Origin of the sequence: Bradyrhizobium betae (assembly GCF_050632175.1) — a bacterium.
Taxonomy (GTDB): domain Bacteria; phylum Pseudomonadota; class Alphaproteobacteria; order Rhizobiales; family Xanthobacteraceae; genus Bradyrhizobium; species Bradyrhizobium betae_B.
The window spans coordinates 6,163,905-6,182,486 of record NZ_CP192576.1; the positions used below are offsets into that span (position 1 = coordinate 6,163,905).

Annotated in this window: 14 protein-coding genes and 3 pseudogenes; 7 read left to right on the forward strand and 10 right to left on the reverse strand. The window is 64.7% G+C overall.

What is annotated here, in order from left to right; all coding sequences use genetic code 11:
* Positions 1-132: 132 nt before the first annotated feature.
* The 5 genes from accC to ACQ86E_RS29700 form a co-directional block, all read right to left on the reverse strand.
* Positions 133-1,491, reverse strand: a complete 1,359-nt coding sequence (gene accC, locus ACQ86E_RS29680; RefSeq protein ID WP_431202996.1) for an acetyl-CoA carboxylase biotin carboxylase subunit — start codon at positions 1,489-1,491, stop codon at positions 133-135.
* 96 nt (positions 1,492-1,587) lie between these two features.
* Positions 1,588-2,076 carry an acetyl-CoA carboxylase biotin carboxyl carrier protein gene (gene accB / locus ACQ86E_RS29685; RefSeq protein WP_431202997.1) on the reverse strand — a complete coding sequence of 163 codons (489 nt, stop codon included), beginning with the start codon at positions 2,074-2,076 and terminating at the stop codon, positions 1,588-1,590.
* Between the two features lie 36 nt (positions 2,077-2,112).
* Positions 2,113-2,580, reverse strand: coding sequence for a type II 3-dehydroquinate dehydratase (gene aroQ / locus ACQ86E_RS29690; RefSeq protein WP_431202998.1), 468 nt, complete (start codon positions 2,578-2,580; stop codon positions 2,113-2,115).
* Positions 2,581-2,827: 247 nt separating this feature from the next.
* Positions 2,828-3,649 carry a DUF1236 domain-containing protein gene (locus ACQ86E_RS29695; protein ID WP_431202999.1) on the reverse strand — a complete coding sequence of 274 codons (822 nt, stop codon included), beginning with the start codon at positions 3,647-3,649 and terminating at the stop codon, positions 2,828-2,830.
* A gap of 166 nt (positions 3,650-3,815) precedes the next feature.
* Positions 3,816-4,151, reverse strand: a complete 336-nt coding sequence (locus ACQ86E_RS29700; RefSeq protein ID WP_431203000.1) for a hypothetical protein — start codon at positions 4,149-4,151, stop codon at positions 3,816-3,818.
* Positions 4,152-4,498: 347 nt separating this feature from the next.
* Here ACQ86E_RS29700 and ACQ86E_RS29705 point away from each other — a divergent pair, with 347 nt between their 5' ends.
* On the forward strand, positions 4,499-5,170 hold the full coding sequence (locus tag ACQ86E_RS29705; protein ID WP_431203001.1) for a hypothetical protein: 672 nt from the start codon (positions 4,499-4,501) through the stop codon (positions 5,168-5,170).
* A gap of 13 nt (positions 5,171-5,183) precedes the next feature.
* On the opposite strand, the gene ACQ86E_RS29710 is transcribed toward ACQ86E_RS29705, so the two are convergent.
* Positions 5,184-5,951: a DsbA family protein gene (locus ACQ86E_RS29710; RefSeq protein ID WP_431203002.1), complete on the reverse strand. Its 768-nt coding sequence runs from the start codon at positions 5,949-5,951 to the stop codon at positions 5,184-5,186.
* 112 nt (positions 5,952-6,063) lie between these two features.
* Positions 6,064-7,464, reverse strand: a complete 1,401-nt coding sequence (locus ACQ86E_RS29715; protein WP_431206594.1) for a M48 family metalloprotease — start codon at positions 7,462-7,464, stop codon at positions 6,064-6,066.
* 208 nt (positions 7,465-7,672) lie between these two features.
* Between ACQ86E_RS29715 and ACQ86E_RS29720 the strand changes: the two genes are divergently transcribed.
* The 3 genes from ACQ86E_RS29720 to ACQ86E_RS29730 all read left to right on the forward strand — a co-directional run bounded on the left by ACQ86E_RS29720 (position 7,673) and on the right by ACQ86E_RS29730 (position 10,924).
* Positions 7,673-8,860: a pyridoxal phosphate-dependent aminotransferase gene (locus ACQ86E_RS29720; RefSeq protein WP_431203003.1), complete on the forward strand. Its 1,188-nt coding sequence runs from the start codon at positions 7,673-7,675 to the stop codon at positions 8,858-8,860.
* An 87-nt stretch (positions 8,861-8,947) separates the two neighbouring features.
* Positions 8,948-9,502 carry a biotin transporter BioY gene (locus ACQ86E_RS29725; protein WP_431203004.1) on the forward strand — a complete coding sequence of 185 codons (555 nt, stop codon included), beginning with the start codon at positions 8,948-8,950 and terminating at the stop codon, positions 9,500-9,502.
* A gap of 84 nt (positions 9,503-9,586) precedes the next feature.
* Positions 9,587-10,924, forward strand: a complete 1,338-nt coding sequence (locus tag ACQ86E_RS29730; protein WP_431203005.1) for a dicarboxylate/amino acid:cation symporter — start codon at positions 9,587-9,589, stop codon at positions 10,922-10,924.
* Between the two features lie 26 nt (positions 10,925-10,950).
* Here the strand turns inward: ACQ86E_RS29730 and ACQ86E_RS29735 are convergent.
* Positions 10,951-11,827 (reverse strand): annotated as a pseudogene (locus ACQ86E_RS29735) (SDR family oxidoreductase).
* A 92-nt stretch (positions 11,828-11,919) separates the two neighbouring features.
* Between ACQ86E_RS29735 and ACQ86E_RS29740 the strand changes: the two are divergent.
* Positions 11,920-12,760 (forward strand): annotated as a pseudogene (locus tag ACQ86E_RS29740) (helix-turn-helix transcriptional regulator).
* 56 nt (positions 12,761-12,816) lie between these two features.
* A pseudogene (locus ACQ86E_RS29745) lies at positions 12,817-14,890 on the forward strand (tetratricopeptide repeat protein).
* Here ACQ86E_RS29745 and ACQ86E_RS29750 read toward each other — a convergent pair.
* Both ACQ86E_RS29750 and ACQ86E_RS29755 read right to left on the reverse strand, forming a co-directional pair.
* On the reverse strand, positions 14,887-16,119 hold the full coding sequence (locus ACQ86E_RS29750) for an NAD(P)/FAD-dependent oxidoreductase (RefSeq protein ID WP_431203006.1): 1,233 nt from the start codon (positions 16,117-16,119) through the stop codon (positions 14,887-14,889). The pseudogene ACQ86E_RS29745 and the gene ACQ86E_RS29750 sit on opposite strands and share 4 nt — an antisense overlap.
* A gap of 27 nt (positions 16,120-16,146) precedes the next feature.
* Positions 16,147-17,643 carry an amidase gene (locus ACQ86E_RS29755; protein ID WP_431203007.1) on the reverse strand — a complete coding sequence of 499 codons (1,497 nt, stop codon included), beginning with the start codon at positions 17,641-17,643 and terminating at the stop codon, positions 16,147-16,149.
* Between the two features lie 208 nt (positions 17,644-17,851).
* On the opposite strand from ACQ86E_RS29755, the gene ACQ86E_RS29760 reads away from it, so the two are divergent.
* Positions 17,852-18,532: a helix-turn-helix domain-containing protein gene (locus ACQ86E_RS29760; protein ID WP_431203008.1), complete on the forward strand. Its 681-nt coding sequence runs from the start codon at positions 17,852-17,854 to the stop codon at positions 18,530-18,532.
* Positions 18,533-18,582 lie beyond the last annotated feature (50 nt).

An 18,582-nucleotide genomic window follows, 5' to 3' on the forward strand; every position in this document is an offset into this window, starting at 1 on the left:
CGCCGCCGCTGAGCGTCAGCCGTCACGACGATTCACCTTGTTACGCGGAGAGAAGTGCAAACTAGCCCCTTGGAACTGTCCCCAACCGTCCAGAACGCAGCCCGGGGCCCGGGGTTCCATACTTGGAAGGAATTATTTCGCGGCGGGTTCAGCCTTGCCGGCGAGGTACTGCTCCAGCCAGTGGATGTGGTAGTCGCCGTTGATGATGTCGTCTTCGCGAACCAGGTCGCGGAACAGCGGCAGCGTCGTCTCGATGCCCTCGACCACCATCTCGTCCAGGGCCCTCCGCAGCCGCATCAGGCATTCGGCGCGGGTCTTGCCGTGCACGATCAGCTTGCCCACCAGCGAGTCGTAATAGGGCGGGATCGTGTAGCCCTGATAGACCGCGGAATCGATGCGGACACCGAGCCCGCCCGGCGGATGGTATTGCGTGATGCGGCCCGGCGACGGCCGGAAGGTCTGCGGGTTCTCGGCGTTGATGCGGCACTCGATCGCATGGCCGATGATCTGGATCTCGTTCTGCTTGGCCGGCAGATCGCCGCCGGCGGCGATGCGGATCTGCTCCAGCACGAGGTCGATGTCGGTGATGCTCTCGGTGACGGGATGCTCGACCTGGATGCGCGTGTTCATCTCGATGAAGTAGAACTCGCCGTCCTCGAACAGAAATTCGATGGTGCCGACGCCGAGATATTTCATCTCGCGCATCGCCTTGGCGCAGGTCTCGCCGATCCTGGCGCGCGCCGCCGCGGCCAGCACGGGCGAGGGGCCTTCCTCCCAGACCTTCTGGTGGCGGCGCTGCAGCGAGCAATCGCGTTCGCCGAGATGGATCGCGCCGCCGCGGCCGTCGCCGAGAATCTGGATTTCGATGTGGCGCGGCTTCTGGAGATATTTCTCGAGATAGACCGAGGCGTCCCCGAAGGCCGACTTCGCTTCGTTCGCCGCCGTCGACAAAGCCATCAGAAGGTCCGCCTCGCTCTGCGCGACCTTCATGCCGCGGCCGCCGCCACCTGCCGCCGCCTTGACCAGCACCGGAAAGCCGATCTTCCTGGCGATCGCCATGGCATCGTCCTCGGGGCCGACCGCTCCGTCGGAGCCGGGCACCACGGGAATGCCGAGCCGCTTGGCGGTCTTCTTGGCCTCGATCTTGTCGCCCATCAGGCGGATGTGCTCGGCCTTGGGGCCGATGAATTGCAGATTGTGCTCGCCGAGGATCTCGGCGAAGCGTGCGTTTTCCGACAGGAAGCCGTAACCGGGATGTACGGCGTCCGCGCCGGTGATCTCGCAGGCCGCGAGCAGCGCGGGCACGTTGAGATAGCTGTCCTTGGACGGCGGCGGTCCGATGCACACGCTTTCGTCCGACAGGCGCACATGCATGGCGTCGGCGTCGGCGGTCGAATGCACGGCGACGGTCGCGATCCCGAGCTCCTTGCAGGCGCGCAGGATGCGGAGGGCGATCTCGCCGCGATTGGCTATGAGGATCTTGTCGAACATGGTGCCTCAGGGGCGAATAGGAAGGCGCGGATGGCGAGTGGCGAATAGCGGGTAGAGAACGGTGACACCATTCGCTATTCGCTACTCCCCATTCGCCTACTCGATGATCACCAGCGGCTCACCGAACTCGACGGGCTGGCCGTCCTCGACCAGGATCTGCGTCACCGTGCCGGCGCGCGGCGAGGGGATCTGGTTCATGGTCTTCATGGCTTCGATGATGAGCAGCGTCTGGCCGATCGAGACCTTGCTGCCGACCTCGATGAACGGCTTTGCGCCGGGCTCCGGCGCCCAATAGGCGGTGCCGACCATCGGCGAGGTCACGGCGCCGGGATGCTTCGACAGGTCGGGCGCGGTCGCCGCAGGTGCGGCGGCTGCGGCGATCGCCACGGGCGCTGCGTGCGCCATTGGCGCCGGCATCGTCGCGGCGACGCTGATGTTGCGGGCGACGCGCAGGCGCAGGCCGGCGCGCTCGATCTCGATCTCGGTGAGGCTGGTCTCGTCGAGCAGGAGAGCGAGCTCGCGGACGAGCGCGGAATCCTCGCTGGAAAACTTTGCGGCTGCTTTGTCGTCTGGCTGGCGCGCCATGTTCTTTATCCGAATGTTCTGTGTGAGGAGGGAGCGTCAGGCTTTGGGCTTGATGCCGAGCTTGGCGGCAAGCCCCTGAACGGCGAGGCGGTAGCCCTCGATGCCGAAACCGCAGAGCGAGGCGAACGCCGCGCGTGCGGTATAGGAGTGGTGGCGGAAACTTTCTCGGGCGTGGATATTGGTCACGTGGACTTCGACGGTCGGGATCTGCACCGCGAGCAGCGCGTCATGCAGCGCGATCGAGGTGTGTGAGTAGCCGCCGGCATTGATGATGATGCCCTTCATCCTGCGGGCATGCGCCTCGTGGATGAAGTCGATCAGCTCACCCTCGCGGTTGGACTGCCGGCAGTCGGCCTTGAGGCCGAACGCCGCTGCCGTCTCCCGGCACAACGCCTCCACGTCGGCCAGCGAGGCATGGCCGTACTTCTCGGGCTCGCGCGTCCCCAACATGTTGAGGTTCGGCCCGTTGAGAACGAGGATGGTATCGGTCGCAGGTTCAGCCATTCAAATCCCGGCGGAGGTGCTTCGGCGTGGCGGGGTTATAGGTAACAAAGCGCGTCAGGGGAAGCCTTGAAGGGCCTCCCGGAGGCCTTCAGGCACCTCATCCGAAGTACAAAAACCTGTGCGGAACCTACGGAAATTGCTTGTTAACCAGTCCGAAGCATGGATGCCGGGCGGCAAGGCCACCCAATACGACGAAAGCCCCTGCCGATCTCTCGGCAAGGGCTCGTTGGTGCGTCAACCGGGCGGCTTAGCCCTCGATGATGTAGACGATCTCGCGCGTTTGCGGACGGACGATGATGTACTGACCGCGGACGTAGATCACGTCATAGCCGCGCCATTCCGGATAGATTTCGACGATCCGGGGCGGGAGCGGGTGGAAGTGAACGGACGACGGAATCGCGGCACCCACCGAGATGTTGAAGTTGACGTTGGTGGTCTCTTCGATCTTCGTCGACTTGATTGCGGAGGTGATCTGGGTCCGCTTCTCGGGCGGCGGAGCGGAAGCGGTCGCCGAGGCGGTGCCGGTCGTGGTCTGAGACTTGGTGTCGGCAGCCTTGGTGTCAGCGGCCTTGCCGTCCGCGCCCTTGGTCTGGGCGTTCATGTTACCGCTCTTGGTGTCGGTCTCGGTGCTCTTCTCAGTGCTCTTGGACTTGTCCATCTGGGACTTGTCCATCGTGCTCTTCGACTTGTCCTGCGCACCCTGAGCGTGCTCACCCTTCGCCGCGCCGGCCTTCTCGTCAGCGGCGTTCTTGTTCATCGGGCCGGACTTCTCCATCCCGCCGGACTTCTCCATGGCGCCGGACTTCTCCATCGCGCCGGACGACTTCTCTCCGGCAGCTCCGCCGGGCTTCATGGCGCCGCCAGCCTGGCCGACGGTGCCCCTGTCGGGAGCGGCTTCCTTGCCCATCGCGCCGCGCTCAGCCGCGCCGCCCGAAGGCTGCGAGTGCTGCATCTGCGCGCCACCGGCGCCACCACCGCTGTCGCGGTTCATGGTGCCCTGAGCGTTGGCGAGGCCGGTGCCCGCGAAGAGCGCAAGCGTGGCCACCGAGATCATAAAGCGGTTCGACATTGAAAATTCTCCTCACGTGTTCGATTGCGTCATTGCCCGCGCCAACAACGAAAGGAGATATCAGGAGTTCCGGAACATCCAGGGTTCCGCGGCATTTGTTTGTTGAACGCCAGATGAATGCGCGCGCTGGCGAAAAGAACGCCTCCGCCGGATCCCGGAATTAATTCTAGGGCAGAGTAAGTGGCCAGACCAATTTGATCGCGCCCGCAATTGACAAAAAACAAATCACCCGCATGATTATTGGGCCTGAGGCGCCCTCAAATTTGAATCCAAGCCCCTCAAATTTGATCTGGCCTTCAGTCGTCCTGAACAAGGCAACAATGATGAAGGCTCCTGCCGCGGCACTTGGAAGTCCGACCGTTGCTGCGAAATGGTTGAACGAAACCGACGTCCAATTCGGATTAGACCATTCCGCTAAAATAAAGACTACGAAAAGACAGAAGGAGCCAAAAACTCCGATGATCGCAGCTACGCGCACAATTTTATGAGCATCTGAAAGCATTCTTTCTTACTTTCAACGTCGAATACTTATCATTAGATATTCTAAAGGTTGTCCGCGCCCGATAACATAGTCATCGTGTGGGGCCGCAGCGAAATTCTGCGAGGTGCTCGAGACCGAACACTAGTTAGGTTTTCCCGGAGGCACTCCTCTACGAGAGTATCCACTCCAATAGCTGTGTCGAAACGATGTGTCAGAAATACAGTCCTGATTTGGAGGAGCGACATGGTGCCGCATGACGTTGCAAGAGCTCGCGGCCCTTGCGTTCGCTCTCTAGTTGCGGAAGAGTGACGCCATTCAGATTGCGTTTTTCTAATTTTACGTGTCGTTGGCCAACTTTTGGAGAAAATATGATGAGACTGTTTTCAGTCATCGTTTTTCTTGTTGCAACGAGCGATCTGGCGGTCGCGGCAAAGCTGCCTACTGAGGACGAAGTCAAGGGAGTTATGGTTGTCTGCGGCGGCGGACAGTCGCGATCATACTCAGGCGATATAGCAGCAAAGATCGACGTTTGGAAACGGGGAGCGTCGGGAGCAGGAACCGTTAAAATGGACGATCTGAGTGCAGTCCTCTCAACCGTTCCACAAGGGCAGCAAATCAACGAAGCGAACTACAAGCAGTACACTTCGTGCATCCTGGATCTGATGAAGAAGTACATTAGTCAGCAGGATGATCGAACATATCAGCTGTCAATTCAATCAAATGATCTCTTCATCGACAATCGCGAAATTGGAGCCGTTCGTGCTCGCTCCAGCACCATCGGCTTCGAGATCGATGGTGAGAATGTTGCTAGTATGAACCTGAACCAAGATTTTCCGGGAATTACGACGACGTTGAATGCCGGGCAGCACGTGTTCACCTACCGAGTGGATATCCGAACAGATAGCCTGAGGATAAAGAGTTCCTGTTCGGTTCCAATAAATCTTAAATCAGCTCAAACCTTAGCACCTAGGATTGCCTTCGCGCCTTATGATGAGGGGCGCGGCCGAATAAGTGGGTGCTGGCTAAAGCCGATAAGTTGATTTCATTCGACGATCAGCAAGTCGCCTTGCCGCAGCGGGCGATGCCGATCTTTTCCTTGAGGCCTTCGACGCCGACGGCGCCGACCACGATCTGCTTGCCGATGACGTAGCTCGGCGTGCCGTTCATGCCCATCGCTTCGGCGAGCTTGAAGTTTTCCTCGATGGTGGCGCGCACCTCGGGGCTGCCGATGTCCTTCTCGATCTTGGCGGTGTCGAGGCCGGCTTCCTTGGCCGCCTGAAGCGCGCGCGCCTTGTCGGCGGCACCGCGGCCGCCGAGCAGCTTCTGGTGGAAGTCGAGATATTTCTTGCCGGTGGGATCCTGCATGCGGACGGCGACGGCGACCTGCGCTGCTTCCACCGAGCCCTGGCTCAACACCGGAAACTCCTTCAGCACGACCTTCAGCTTCGGATCGCCCTTCATGAGGCTGAGCATGTCGTCCATCGCGCGCTTGCAGTAGCCGCAATTGTAGTCGAAGAACTCGACGAAGGTGACGTCGCCGTCCTTGTTGCCGAGCACGACCTGATGCGGCGAGTTGAAGATCGCGTCGGCATTCTGCGCGATGCTGGCCTCGTGCTTCTGCGTCTCGGCTGCGGCCTGGCGCTTGGTGAGCTCGGCCATCGCTTCCTCGAGCACCTCGGGATGGGTGACGAGGTAGTTCTTGACGATCGCCTCGATGTCGGTGCGCTGGGTATCGGAGAAGCTGTCGGCCGACGCGGGCACGGTCGCACCGAACATGGCGAGCGCAAACAGCGCGGGAGCAAGCAGGCGCAGCGAAGGCATAGGCAAATCCTCTTATCCAAAGCAGGTTTCGGAAAACGTCCCGACGGACTTAAGCTTGGGTCGTGGCGTCGTGGTGTCAGGCGTCGTGGTATCGGGCGTCGTTCGGGTCGAGCTAGTTTCGGGACGGCTTGGCCGCCACGATGTCGTCGGCCTTGACCCATCCGGGCGTGCCGACGGCGAAACGGGTCTTTGCGCGCGTGGCGAGTTCGCGGGCGGTCTTGTTGTCGCCGCGCAGGTAAGCGGCCTGCGCGGACGCCAGATCGGCCTCGGCATAGTCGCCCTTGCGGCCATAGGCCATCGCGAGCTGGGTATAGCCGAGCACGGCCTCGGGCTCCCGTGCCACCGCGGCGCGGAGAATCCGAACGGCGTCGTCCGTGTAGGCCTTATTATCGGTTCCAACCAGAGCCTGCCCAAGTAACATCTCGATGAGGGGCGCATTGTTCGACAATTGCACCGCCTTGCGCAGGGCGGGGATCGCCTCGGCAGGCTTGCCGCTCTCCAGCAGCGCCTGGCCGCGTACTTCGTAGAAGTACGGGTTGCTGGGCTGGACCTGGATCAGCGCGTCGATCTGGGCGAGAGCGCTGCGCAGATCGCCGTGCAGATAGGTGCTGATGGCGCGGGCATAGCGCGCCGGCAAGCTGTCGTTGGTCTGCGGGTAGCGGCGATACACCGTCTCCGGCCGTTCCATGAACGCCGAGATCTTGGCGCGCACCATGTCGTGGCGGAGCTGCAGCGCCGGATCGTCCTTCTTGTCCCAATAGGGGCTGGACTTGGCAAACTCCTGAAGCGAGGCGACGCGCTCGGCGGGCATCGGGTGCGACTGCAGATAAGGATCGGCGCCGCGCGCGGCGAACAGGCTCTCGCTGGTGAAGCGCTTGAAGGTCTCGTACATGCCCTTCGGTGACTGCTGGGTCGCGGTCAGGAACTTGACGCCGGCGCGGTCGGCGTTCTCTTCCTGCTGGCGCTGGTAGGACAGCAGCGTCCGGCGGATCATCTCCTGCGGTCCCGCGATCGCAGCCGCGCCGGCATTGGCAAGCCCGTTGTTGCCCGAGCTGCTGCCACGTGTGGTGCCAGCGACCATCGCGCCGGCGCCGAGCAGCATCGCGATGATCATCTGGGTCTGGGCGGTGGCGAGTTGTTCACGCAACTTGGAGAGATGACCGCCGGCCAGATGCCCGGTTTCGTGCGCGAGCACGCCGATGATCTGGTTCGGCGTCTCCGACTGCAGGATCGCGCCGTAATTGACGAAGATGCGGCGACCGTCGGCAACGAAGGCGTTGAACGAGCCCTCGTTGACGATCACCATCTGGATGTTCTGCTTCTCCAGGCCGGCGGCGCGCAGGATCGGTCGGGTATATTCGCGAAGCAGCTGCTCGGTCTCGGTGTCGCGCAGGACCGGTGGTCCCTTGCCCTGCGCCTGCGCCGCCGGCATCGGCAACAGCGCGATCGCCGCCGCGGTGAAGAGGGCGGTGAGGGCAGTGGCCTTCTTGCGCAAAGCGATCTGGAGCAACATCAGGCGGTCACGGTCAACAAGGGGCTTGGTCAAACGGTCTTGAAAAGCGGTTTGGTGATTGGTTTTGGCGATTGGCGGCGGACCGGATACGCGATATGCCCTTCCGAGCCGTATCCCTTATGAGCCGTACAATGCGGCCAGTCTGGGGCGCAAGCGCTCCGTTTCCCGGACCGGACCGACCGGTTCGCCAGCGAAATAGCAGAATTCGATGCACGATGCGACATTGAGGAACCGGTTGGGGCAGTGGCTCGAGCCCTCCCGCCGCAGCGACGTCCCCCCGTTCATGGTGATGGACGTGATGGCCGCGGCAGCCCGAATCGAGGCGGCCGGAGGCCATGTCATCCACATGGAGGTCGGCCAGCCCGCGACGGGTGCTCCGAAGACCGCGATTGCGGCCGCCCATGCGGCGCTCGAGGCGGGGCGGATCGATTATACCTCCGCGCTCGGCATCCCCAGCCTGCGCGCGCGCATCGCGCGGCATTATCGCGATGCCTATGGCTGCGATGTCAGCCCGGAGCGGATCGTGGTGACCACGGGCTCGTCCGGCGGGTTCATCCTCGCTTTCCTGTCGATGTTCGAGCCCGGCGATCGCGTCGCCGTGACGGTGCCGGGCTATCCGCCTTACCGGCACATCCTGACCGCGCTCGGCTGCGAGCCGGTGCTGATCGAGACCACCAACGAGACGCGTCACGCGCTGACCGGCGAAGCGCTGCTGGCGGCCCATCGCAAGGCGCCGCTGAAGGGCGTGCTGGTCGGAAGCCCGGCCAATCCGACGGGCACGATGATGTCCCGCGAGGCGCTCGCCGGCCTGATCGCGGCGTCGGAGGACGCCGGCATCCGCTTCATCTCCGACGAAATCTATCACGGGCTCGACTACGCGTTTCCGGCGGTGACGGCGGCCTCGTTGTCCGAGCACGCACTCGTGATCAACTCGTTCTCGAAGTATTTCTGCATGACGGGCTGGCGCGTCGGCTGGATGGTCGTGCCCGACGTGCTGGTGCGGCCGATCGAACGCCTCCAGCAAAACCTGTCGATCTCGGTGCCGTCGCTGTCGCAGATTGCGGCCGAAGCCGCCTTCGACGGTGCGGCCGAGATGGAGGCGATCAAGCACGGCTACCAGGAGAACCGGCGGATTCTGATCGAGGGACTGCCCAGGGCGGGCCTCAGCAGGTTCTTGCCTGCCGACGGCGCTTTCTATCTCTATGCCGACGTTTCGGACTTCACGTCCGACAGTTTCGAGTTCGCCAAGCAGATGCTGGAGCAAGCCCATGTTGCGGCAACGCCAGGCCTCGATTTCGACCCCATCCACGGCCGCTCGTTCATAAGACTGTCCTATGCACGCTCGGCTGATGAGATGCGGGAGGCGGTTGACCGGATCGCTCACTGGCTTAAATAGCCGCCAGTTTCGACAGCCTTCCGGAGTGCATCTTGTCCGACCGTTCCGCGCCCACCGCAGCCGCACGATTCTTCTCTCGCCGCCTTGATGTGGCCGACCCGACCGGGCGAAACCGTGGGCGCCTTGCGCGCCGTGGTGCTGATCGCGCTCGGCACCGCGTTGATGACGCTGTCGGCCAAGGTGAACCTGCCGCTGCCTTATGTGCCCATGACGTTGCAGACGCTGGTGGTGCTGATGATCGGCGCCGCCTATGGCTGGCGCCTCGGCAGCGCGACCATGATCGCCTATCTCGCCGAGGGCGCGATGGGGCTGCCGGTGTTCGCCGGCCCGGTCGGTGGAATTGCACCGCTGGTCGGCCCGACCGCCGGCTACCTGTTCGGCTTCATCGGCGCTGCCTTCGTCACCGGCTGGCTCGCCGAGCGGGGCTGGGATCGCAGCGTCGTGCGGTTGTTTGCGGCGATGGCCGTCGGCCACGTCATCATTCTGGCCGCGGGCTTCGGCTGGCTGGCCTTTGGTCTCGGTCTTGGCGTGGCCAAGGCCTGGCAGGTCGGCCTGCTGCCGTTTCTCGCCGGCTCGCTGGTCAAGAACGCGCTTGGCGCGACGCTGATGCCGGCGGCGCGTCGGATCGTCGATCGCCGGTAAGACCGCCGTTTCCGACCAGTTCCATTTGACAGGGCCGGCCAAGTTGATCTTGGCTGGCCTCTGAGTTTGAGGGGGAGTGAGACGATGACGACCACAACGATGACGGCGGGAACGCCGGTCGCGCCAAGCGCGGCCAAGCCGTGGTACAAGGTCCTCTATGTCCAGGTGTTGATCGCCATCGTGCTCGGCGCCATCGTCGGTTGGCTCTGGCCCTCGGTCGCCACCAACGAGTGGATCAAGGCGCTCGGCGACGGCTTCATCAAGCTGATCAAGATGGTGATCGCCCCGATCATCTTCTGCACGGTGGTCTCGGGCATCGCTCACATCCAGGACGCCAAGAAGGTCGGACGCATCGGCGTCAAGGCATTGGTCTATTTCGAGGTCGTCTCGACATTCGCCCTGGTGATCGGACTCATCATCGGCAATCTGGTGAAGCCCGGCGCGGGCTTCGGCAATGCGGCGGCCAACGAGGCGGCGGTCGCAAATTACGCCAAGCAGGCCGCCGGTCAGAAGTCCGTCGACTTCGTGCTGCACATCATTCCGGACACCGTGGTCGGCGCTTTCGCGCAGGGTGAGATCCTGCAGGTGCTGCTGTTCTCGGTGCTGTTCGGCTTCGCGATCATGAGCCTCGGCGAGCGCGGCCATACGATCCGCAGCTTCATCGACGACGCCGCGCACGCGGTGTTCGGCGTCATCTCCATCGTGATGCGTGCGGCGCCGATCGGCGCGTTCGGCGCGATGGCTTACACGATCGGCAAGTTCGGCACCGGCGCGATCCTCAACCTGATCGGGCTGATCGCCACGTTCTACGTCACCGCCGCGCTGTTCGTCTTCGTCGTGCTCGGCATCATCGCGCGGTTCGCCGGCTTCTCGATCTTCAAGTTCCTGGCCTACATCAAGGACGAACTCCTGATCGTGCTCGGCACCTCGTCGTCGGAAAGCGCGCTGCCGTCGCTGATGGAAAAGCTCGAGCGGCTCGGCTGTTCCAAGTCGGTGGTCGGCCTCGTGGTGCCCACGGGTTACTCGTTCAACCTCGACGGCACCAACATCTACATGACGCTGGCGACGCTCTTCATCGCGCAGGCACTTGGCTTCGACCTCTCCTTCGCCCAGCAGCTCACCATCCTGGTCGTTGCGATGCTGACTTCGAAGGGCGCTTCCGGCATCACCGGCGCCGGGTTCATCACGCTCGCCGCAACGTTGGCCGTAGTCGATCCGCGCCTCGTGCCGGGCATGGCGATCGTGCTCGGCATCGACAAGTTCATGAGCGAGTGCCGCGCACTGACCAACCTCTGCGGCAACGGCGTGGCCTGCGTGATTGTCGCCTGGTGGGAAGGTGAGCTCGACCGCGACAAGCTCAACGCCAACCTCTCCAGGCAGATCGATCCGACGGACATGGAAACCGCGATCACGACGGACTGATCGGCATCTGACGGCGTAACGCGCCGTCAGACCTTGAAGTAACAGGGCTGGTCGAGATCCTCGATCAGCCCTTTTCTTTGGGCTCCCAGCCAAGCAGGGCACGTGTTTTCGCGCTCGAGGTCGGAACGTCGATGGATGCGAACCGCGCGAACCAGCCGAAATGCGCCTCCGCTTCATCAGCGGATGTCGAGACCACGGGCACGCCGAGCCGCCGGCCGATCACGTCTGCAATCGCCTTGAACGGGACGCCTTCCTCGGCGATCGCGTGATAGTGCCTTGCGGTGGCGCCTTGTTCCAGCGCGAGGCGGTAGACGCGCGCGGCATCGAAGCGATGGGCGGCCGGCCAGCGATTCATCCCGTCGCCGACATAAGCCGACACGCCTTTTTCGCGCGCGAGGTTGATGAGGATCGGGACGAAGCCGTGATCGCCTTCGCCATGCGTGGAGGGCGGCAGCCGGATCACGGCGGCGCGGACGCCGGCCAGCGACAGCGCGGCCGATTCCGAGACACGCGGAAAATGTTTCGCGGCCTCGTCGTCCTCCGTCGCGAGCCGACCGGGCGCGAGTAGCGCAACGCCTGAGGTGACGATCAGCGGCCGTGCGGAGCCCTCAGCTCCTCGCCGAGCGCCAGGATCGCGCGACGGTCCAGCTCGCAATTGTCGAGGAATTTCGAGAAGTCATGGTTGAAACCGAGGTGCAGGACACCGTCGGACGCGGCCGCGCCGCTGCGCAACGAGCCGTGGTCCTCCAGGGAGCCGCGATGGACCTCGGCGCCCATGGCGGTGAGCGTCGCGGCGCCCGCGTCCGAGCGGGCCAGGCCGGTGACGGTGTGGCCGGCGGCAATCAGGTCCCGCACGACCGCGGAGCCGACGAAGCCGGTGGCGCCGGTGACGAATACACGCATGAGGCATCTCCAGAGGGTTGGTAGCGCCAACCATCTGCGCTACGATTATCCGGGTAAAGTAGTGACGTTATCAGGGTATAATGGCTAACAGGATGAGCGAGACCACGAGCGCCGAAAACCTGCTCGGGACCTACCTGAAGGACCGCCGGACCCGGCTCGATGCCGCCGCGTTCGGCTTGGTCGGCAGCCGCCGGCGCACGCCCGGGCTGCGCCGCGAGGAGGTGGCCCAGCGCGCCAATATCAGCTCGACCTGGTACACGTGGCTGGAGCAGGGCCGTGGTGGCGCGCCGTCGGCCGATGTGCTCGATCGCATCGCGCGGGCGCTGATGCTGACCGACGTCGAGCGTGAGCATCTGTTCCTGATTGGCCTCGGCCGCCCGCCCGAGGTGGTGCGCTACCGGGCCGCCGAAGGGGTGTCACCGCGACTTCAACGCGTGCTCGATGCGCTTGCATTCAGCCCCGCGCTGGTGCGGACCGCGACCTGGGACGTCGTCGCCTGGAACCGGGCCGCGAGCGCGGTGCTGACGGACTATGGCGCGATCCCGCCGGGACAGCGCAACATCCTGCGCTTCATCTTCTGCGATCCGCGCGTGCGCGCCGCGCAGTATGACTGGGATAGTGTCGCCCGCTTCGTGGTGGCAGCATTTCGGGCGGATGCGGCGCGGGCAGGCGCCGTCTCGCATGTCGCCGACTTCGTCGACGAGCTCTGCCGCACCAGCCCGGAATTCGCGGCGCTCTGGCGCGACAACGACGTGCGCCATCATGGCGACGGCACCAAGCGGCTGAAGCACCCCGTCCACGGCACCATGTCATTCGAATATTCGAGCTTCAACGTCGAGGGCCGCTCCGACCTCAGCATGATCGTCTACAACCCCGGCGACGCCGGAGGATTCCGAGCGGATCAAGAAGCTCCTGGCCGAGCGCGCCGACTGACGGATTTTACCAGCTCGCGCGTTTAACCCGCATCTGACCTCGAAGGGGCGAGCGGCGTGGTGGGCAAAGTGGTCGATCGGATTGTGCTGCAGGCGGTAGAGCATTTTGCGGCGGGGCGGCCGGAGGAGGCCGACGCGCTCTGCGCGGAGGTGCTGAGGGCAGAGCCGGATCATGTGCGGGCGCTGCATCTTGCGGCCGTGGCCGCCTTCGTCACCGACCGCGCGTCTGATGGCGCCGCGCTGCTCGGCCGCATCTTCACCGTCGATCCCGGGCACGCGCCGGCACTCGTCACGCTCGGCGATGCGCTTGCGGTGAAGGGCGAGCAGGAAGGCGCCGTGGCCGCATTCCGGCGCGCGCTGGTCAGGCGTCCGGACGATGCGGGCCTGCACAACAAGCTCGGCGTGGCGCTCGGTGAGCTCGCCCGTTTCGACGAGGCCGAAGCCGCCTATCGCCGCGCGCTTGCGCTCGACGCGCACCTGACGCGCGCCTGCTTCAATCTTGCCGTCGTGCTTGCGGAGCAGGGGCGGCTGACCGAAGCGGAGGAGGCTTATCGCGCGGGAGCCGGATTATCGCGGCGTCTGGCTCAATCTCGGCAATCTCCTGATGGACCAGACGAGGCTGGGCGAGGCCGCAACTGCCTTTCGTTGCGCAATCGAGGCCGATCCCGATGATCCCGGGCTTCCCGGCAATCTTGGCGCGACGCTCTATCGGCAGGGACTGCTTGACGATGCCATCGTCCAGTACCGGCGCGTCGTTACGCTGCAGCCGGACAACGCGCCGGCGCTGCGTCTGCTCGGACTGGTGCTGCACGAGGCCGGCCGCCTGCCGGAAGCGGCCGAAATGTACCGGCAGTCCTTGGCGCTCGATCCGGCGGATCATTTGATCGCAAGCAATCTCGGCGCCTGCCTGTCCGAACTCGGCACGCTGGACGAGGCGATCGCCGCTTGCGAACAAGCCCTGCTGCTGAAGCCCGATCACGCGCCGGCCTGGACCAATCTCGGCATCATTTTCGAGAAGCAGGAGCGCGTCGCGGATGCCGTGGCGGCGCACCGCTGCGCGGTCGTGGCCGATCCGCTGTATGCCAAGGGCCACGCCAATCTCGCGGTGGCGCTGCGCAATGCCGGCGAGATCGACGAGGCGCTGGCCGTCTCGCATCGCGCGGTCGCGCTCGATCCGGAGCAGCCGCTGGCGCAGTACAATCACGCACACTTCCTGCTGATGAACGGCGACTTCGTGAAAGGATTCGAGGCCTATCGCTGGCGGCGACAATGCAAGACGCTGTCGGATGGCGATCCCTCGTTCACCGAGCCGGAATGGCAGGGCGAGCCGCTGAACGGCCGCACATTGCTGCTGTTCGCCGAATACGGCCTCGGCGATGCCCTGCATTTCGTGCGCTATGTGCCGATGGCGGCTGCGCGCGGCGGAAGGATCATCCTGCAGGTTCAGCCCGCGCTGGCCTCGCTGTTGCGGCAGCTTCCCGGTGTCACCGTCATCGCACGCGGCCAGACGCTGCCGCCGTTCGACCTGCAACTGCCGCTGATGAGCCTGCCGCGGATTTTTGGCACCACGCTCGACAGCATCCCTGTCGAGATTCCGTATCTGCACGCCGATCCCGGAAGACTGTTGCGCTGGCGTGCTGCGCTGGCCGATGTCGCAGCCCTGAAAGTTGGCGTGGCCTGGGCCGGCAATCCCAGGCACAAGGGCGACCGGCAGCGCTCGCTGCCTGCCGCAGCCGTACTGCCGCGCCTCGTGATGCCGGGTGTGCAGCTCTACAGCCTGCAAAAGGAACCGCGGCCCGAGGATGGCGAGGTGCTGGCAGCGCTCGGCGACGACGTCGTCGATCTTGCGCCGGCGCTCGGCGATTTCGCCGATACGGCGGCGGCGGTCGCGGCGCTCGATCTCGTCATCGCCGTCGATACGTCGGTCGCTCATCTCGCCGGCGCGCTCGGACGTCCGGTGTGGATGCTGACGCCTTACGCGCTCGACTGGCGCTGGCTGCGCGATCGCGAGGACAGTCCGTGGTATCCGACCATGCGGTTGTTCCGCCAGTGCAGGCCCCGCGAATGGGACGATCCGCTGCTGCGCATATCGGCCGCGCTCGCGGTGCTCGCGGCGAAGACCGAAATCTAGAACCGCTCCGGCCGGTATGGCGCCGGATCGATCGCCGGCGTCTCGCCGCTCATCATCTCCGCGAGCAGGCGTCCGGTTGCGGGTCCCAGCGTAAAGCCCTGGTGGCCGTGGCCAAAGTTCATCCAGAGACCGGGATGGCGCGGGGCGGGGCCGAGCACAGGGAGCATGTCGGGCGTGCAGGGACGGGTGCCGAACCACGGATCCGGCTCGACGCGCTTGCCGAGGTCGATCAGCTCGCGTGCGGAGGCTTCTGCGCTGGCGAGCTGCACCGGCGTTGCGAGTGCGTCGGGGCCGGTCAGCTCGGCACCGGTGGTGATGCGGATGCCCTTGGCCATCGGACCCATGGCATAGCCGTTGCTCTTGTCGACCATGGGCAGGTCGAGCGATGCGCCGCCGCTGTAATGCATGTGGTAGCCGCGCTTGCGCACCAGCGGAATGCGATAGCCGAATTTCTGTAGAAGATCGGGCGACCAGGGCCCGAGCGTGACCACGGCGTTGGCGGCGTCGATGCGGCCCTTGTCGGTGTCGACGGACCAGCCGGTTGCGGTCTGCCGCAGCGACTGTGCATCGCCGAGCACGATGGCGCCACCGAGACGCTCGAACAGCTCCGCATAGGCCGTGACCAGCGCGCCGGGATCGGAGACGGTCCAGGTGTCGAGCCAGTGGATCGCGCCCGGCAGATCGTCGCGCAGGATCGGCTCGGCTTTGGCGAGCTCGCTGCCGGAGAGCACGCGAAACTTCACTCCGAATTCGCGCTGGTCCTCTTCCGCGTCCTTGACCGAGTGCTCCAGGGCGGCAGCGTCGCGATACACCGCGCGGTAGCCGGCGCGGCGGATGAGATTGTCGGCATGGGCTTCGCGAATGAGAACGTCGTGCTCGCCGGTCGCATAGCCGATCAGGCGTGCCCACGCCTCGATCGCTTCGCGATGCCGCTTCGGCGCCGAATGCCACCAATAGCGGAGCAGGGGCTCGATATGGAGGTGAAGCGAGGACAGGCTGTAGCGCACGTCGTTGGTGCGGCCGGTCGCGATCTTCAGGAGTGTGGCGAGGTCGCGCGGCATCGGATAGGGCCGCACGGCTTCCGCCTGGATCATGCCGGCATTGCCGTAGCTGGTCTCGCGGCCCGGCTCCCTGCGATCGACCAGCGTGACCGACCAACCGCGCCGTTGCAAATGGAGCGCGGCCCCAACGCCCACCATGCCGCCGCCGAGAATGATTGCAGTTCGCATCGGCAGAAATCTCCTGTCAGGACCGGGTCATTCCCAGGTGAGAAAATCGGGCGCGGCCGACAGCGGCGCCGCTGCGGCAAGCCGTGCGAGGTCAGGCACGGGCCGGCGCATTTGTAGATCGTCAGCGAACGCAGCCTCGATGCTCGCGGCGACCGAGAGCACGATGGCATCGCCACCGCGCGGGCCCACGATTTGAAGCCCGAACGGCAGGCCGGCTTCATCGAGCCCGAGCGGAATGCTGATCGCAGGATGGCCCGCAAGCGTCACGGCGTAAGCCAGCGCGAGCCAGTGGAAATAGGATTTGGTCGGCACACCGTCGATCTCGACGGGATAGGGCTCCGACCAGGGCCGCGGGCTCAGCGTGATGGTCGGGCTGATCAGCACGTCGCAATGCGCGAAGAAGGTCTGATAGGCACGATAGATCCGCGTCTGCGTCGTCGAGGCGCGCGCCTGGTCCTCGAGCGTGTAGCCGAGGCCTTCCTCGACATTGGCGCGCACGTTGGGACCGAGCATCTCCGGACGCTCCTTGTAGTTCTTGCCATGCGTCGCCAGGAACGTACCCGCGCGTAGCACGGCAAAGGCATCGTCGGCGCCGGTGCAGTCGGGTGTGGCCTCGCGGCTTTCCGCGAACAGCGGCGCGAGCTTGCCGACGCGATGGCGGAACACGCGGCGGATCGCCTGCTCGGTCGGTGCGAAGCCGAAATCTTCGGTGAAGGCGAGACGCAGCTTGCCGAGCTCTGCGGGGCGCGGGTTGGCCCAGCGTTCGGCGCGCGCCCGCACGGGCTCGCCGGGCAGGGTGTAGGCGAGGGGATCGCGGGCATCGTCGCTCGCCATCACCGACAGCATCAATGCGGTGTCGGCGACGTTGCGCGCCATCGGCCCGTCGGTCGGCAGGTTCGACCAGCCGAAGATGCGCTTTTCGCTCGGCACGAGACCGTAGGAAGGGCGCATGCCGACGATGCCGGAGAAGCCGGCAGGATTGCGCAAGGAGCCGCCGGTGTCGGAGCCCGAGGCGAGCGGAGCCATGCCGCAGGCGAGCGCGACCGCCGAGCCGCCGGAGGAACCGGCCGCCGAGCGCGAGGGATCGAAGGGATTGCCGGTCGCGCCGAAGACGGGATTGCGGGTGTTGCCACCAGCCGCCCATTCCGGCGTGTTGGTCTTGCCGAAGATGATGGCGCCGGCGGCGCGGAGGCGCGCAACCGACCCCTGGTCGGCGGCCGGTACGTTTTCGCGCAAGATGGGGCTGCCATAGGTGGAGCGCATCCCCGCGGTGTCCTGGGTATCCTTGATCAGGACGGGAAGTCCGTGCAGCGCGCCGCGATCCTCGCCGCGCAGGATGGCGGCCTCGGCCTCCTTGGCCGCGGCGCGCGCTCCCGGCTCGTCCAGCGTCACGACGGCGTTGACGGCGGGATTGACGGCGGCGATGCGGGACAAGCAGGCCTCGAGCAGCTCGACAGGCGAGATCGCTTTGTTGGCCAGCAGGCGACGCAGCTCAACCGCATTGGAATCGCAAAGCTCGGACAACGCCAATCCCTTTCAGATTCTGAAAACGATTTAGCATATCGGAAAGCGAGGATAACGCACCAATATTCGTCATCTAGCGACGTTTCATGCACAATTCGTGATTCCACTGCCCGCAGGCTTCCCTAAGTCCCGCCTGAGACCAAGCTTGGCCGAAAAAATTAGACCGATAGGTCAACATTTTTTCCTACTACTATGATAAGGTCGCTGGATGAGCGAGATCACGACGCCCGAAGGGGCCACTTCGCAGCTCGGCCAATGCCTCAAAGCCGCCCGCCAGGCGCGCGGCCTGACGCTCAAGCAGGTGGCGGAGCGGACCGGCATGGCGCTCTCGACCCTGTCCAAGGTCGAGAACGGCCTGATGTCGCTGACCTACGACAAGCTGGTCCAGCTCACCGCGGGCCTGAAGATGGAGATCGCCGAGCTGTTCAATCCGGCGGTCGCAGCGCCGGCGCAGGGGCGGCCTGTCACCGCGCGGCGAAGCATCAGCCGGGCCGGACAGGGCCAGCTGATCAATACGAAGTTCTACACCTACACGTATCAATGCACCGATCTGATCGGCAAACGCATGGTGCCGATCGTGGCCGAGGTTCGCGCGCGGTCGCTGGAAGAGTTTGGCCCGCTGCTACGCCATGGCGGCGAGGAATATTTTCTGGTGACGAGCGGATGCGTCGCCGTCCACACCGAGTTCTATGCGCCGGAGATCCTTCGGGTCGGCGACGGCATCTATCTCGACAGCACCATGGGCCACGCTTACCTCAACGCTGGCGACGCACCGTCCGCGACCGGCGTCTGCCTTTGTACCAGCGAGGCGCCCGATCTCTACGACCAGCTCCGCCAGATCGCTGCGCGCGACGTGGCGGCGCTCGGAGATGACGAGTTGCCGTCGTAGCGCTCAGCCGAATCCTGAAACGAAAAACGCCCGGCTTGGCCGGGCGTTCT

Excerpts from the sequence above, each read along its gene's own strand:
- accC (WP_431202996.1), bottom strand. The coding sequence starts at position 1,491 with ATGTTCGACAAGATCCTCATAGCCAATCGCGGCGAGATCGCCCTCCGC.
- accB (WP_431202997.1), bottom strand. The coding sequence starts at position 2,076 with ATGGCGCGCCAGCCAGACGACAAAGCAGCCGCAAAGTTTTCCAGCGAG.
- aroQ (WP_431202998.1), bottom strand. The coding sequence starts at position 2,580 with ATGGCTGAACCTGCGACCGATACCATCCTCGTTCTCAACGGGCCGAAC.
- ACQ86E_RS29695 (WP_431202999.1), bottom strand. The coding sequence starts at position 3,649 with ATGTCGAACCGCTTTATGATCTCGGTGGCCACGCTTGCGCTCTTCGCG.
- ACQ86E_RS29700 (WP_431203000.1), bottom strand. The coding sequence starts at position 4,151 with ATGCTTTCAGATGCTCATAAAATTGTGCGCGTAGCTGCGATCATCGGA.
- ACQ86E_RS29705 (WP_431203001.1), top strand. The coding sequence starts at position 4,499 with ATGATGAGACTGTTTTCAGTCATCGTTTTTCTTGTTGCAACGAGCGAT.
- ACQ86E_RS29710 (WP_431203002.1), bottom strand. The coding sequence starts at position 5,951 with ATGCCTTCGCTGCGCCTGCTTGCTCCCGCGCTGTTTGCGCTCGCCATG.
- ACQ86E_RS29715 (WP_431206594.1), bottom strand. The coding sequence starts at position 7,464 with ATGTTGCTCCAGATCGCTTTGCGCAAGAAGGCCACTGCCCTCACCGCC.
- ACQ86E_RS29720 (WP_431203003.1), top strand. The coding sequence starts at position 7,673 with ATGCACGATGCGACATTGAGGAACCGGTTGGGGCAGTGGCTCGAGCCC.
- ACQ86E_RS29725 (WP_431203004.1), top strand. The coding sequence starts at position 8,948 with ATGTGGCCGACCCGACCGGGCGAAACCGTGGGCGCCTTGCGCGCCGTG.
- ACQ86E_RS29730 (WP_431203005.1), top strand. The coding sequence starts at position 9,587 with ATGACGACCACAACGATGACGGCGGGAACGCCGGTCGCGCCAAGCGCG.
- ACQ86E_RS29750 (WP_431203006.1), bottom strand. The coding sequence starts at position 16,119 with ATGCGAACTGCAATCATTCTCGGCGGCGGCATGGTGGGCGTTGGGGCC.
- ACQ86E_RS29760 (WP_431203008.1), top strand. The coding sequence starts at position 17,852 with ATGAGCGAGATCACGACGCCCGAAGGGGCCACTTCGCAGCTCGGCCAA.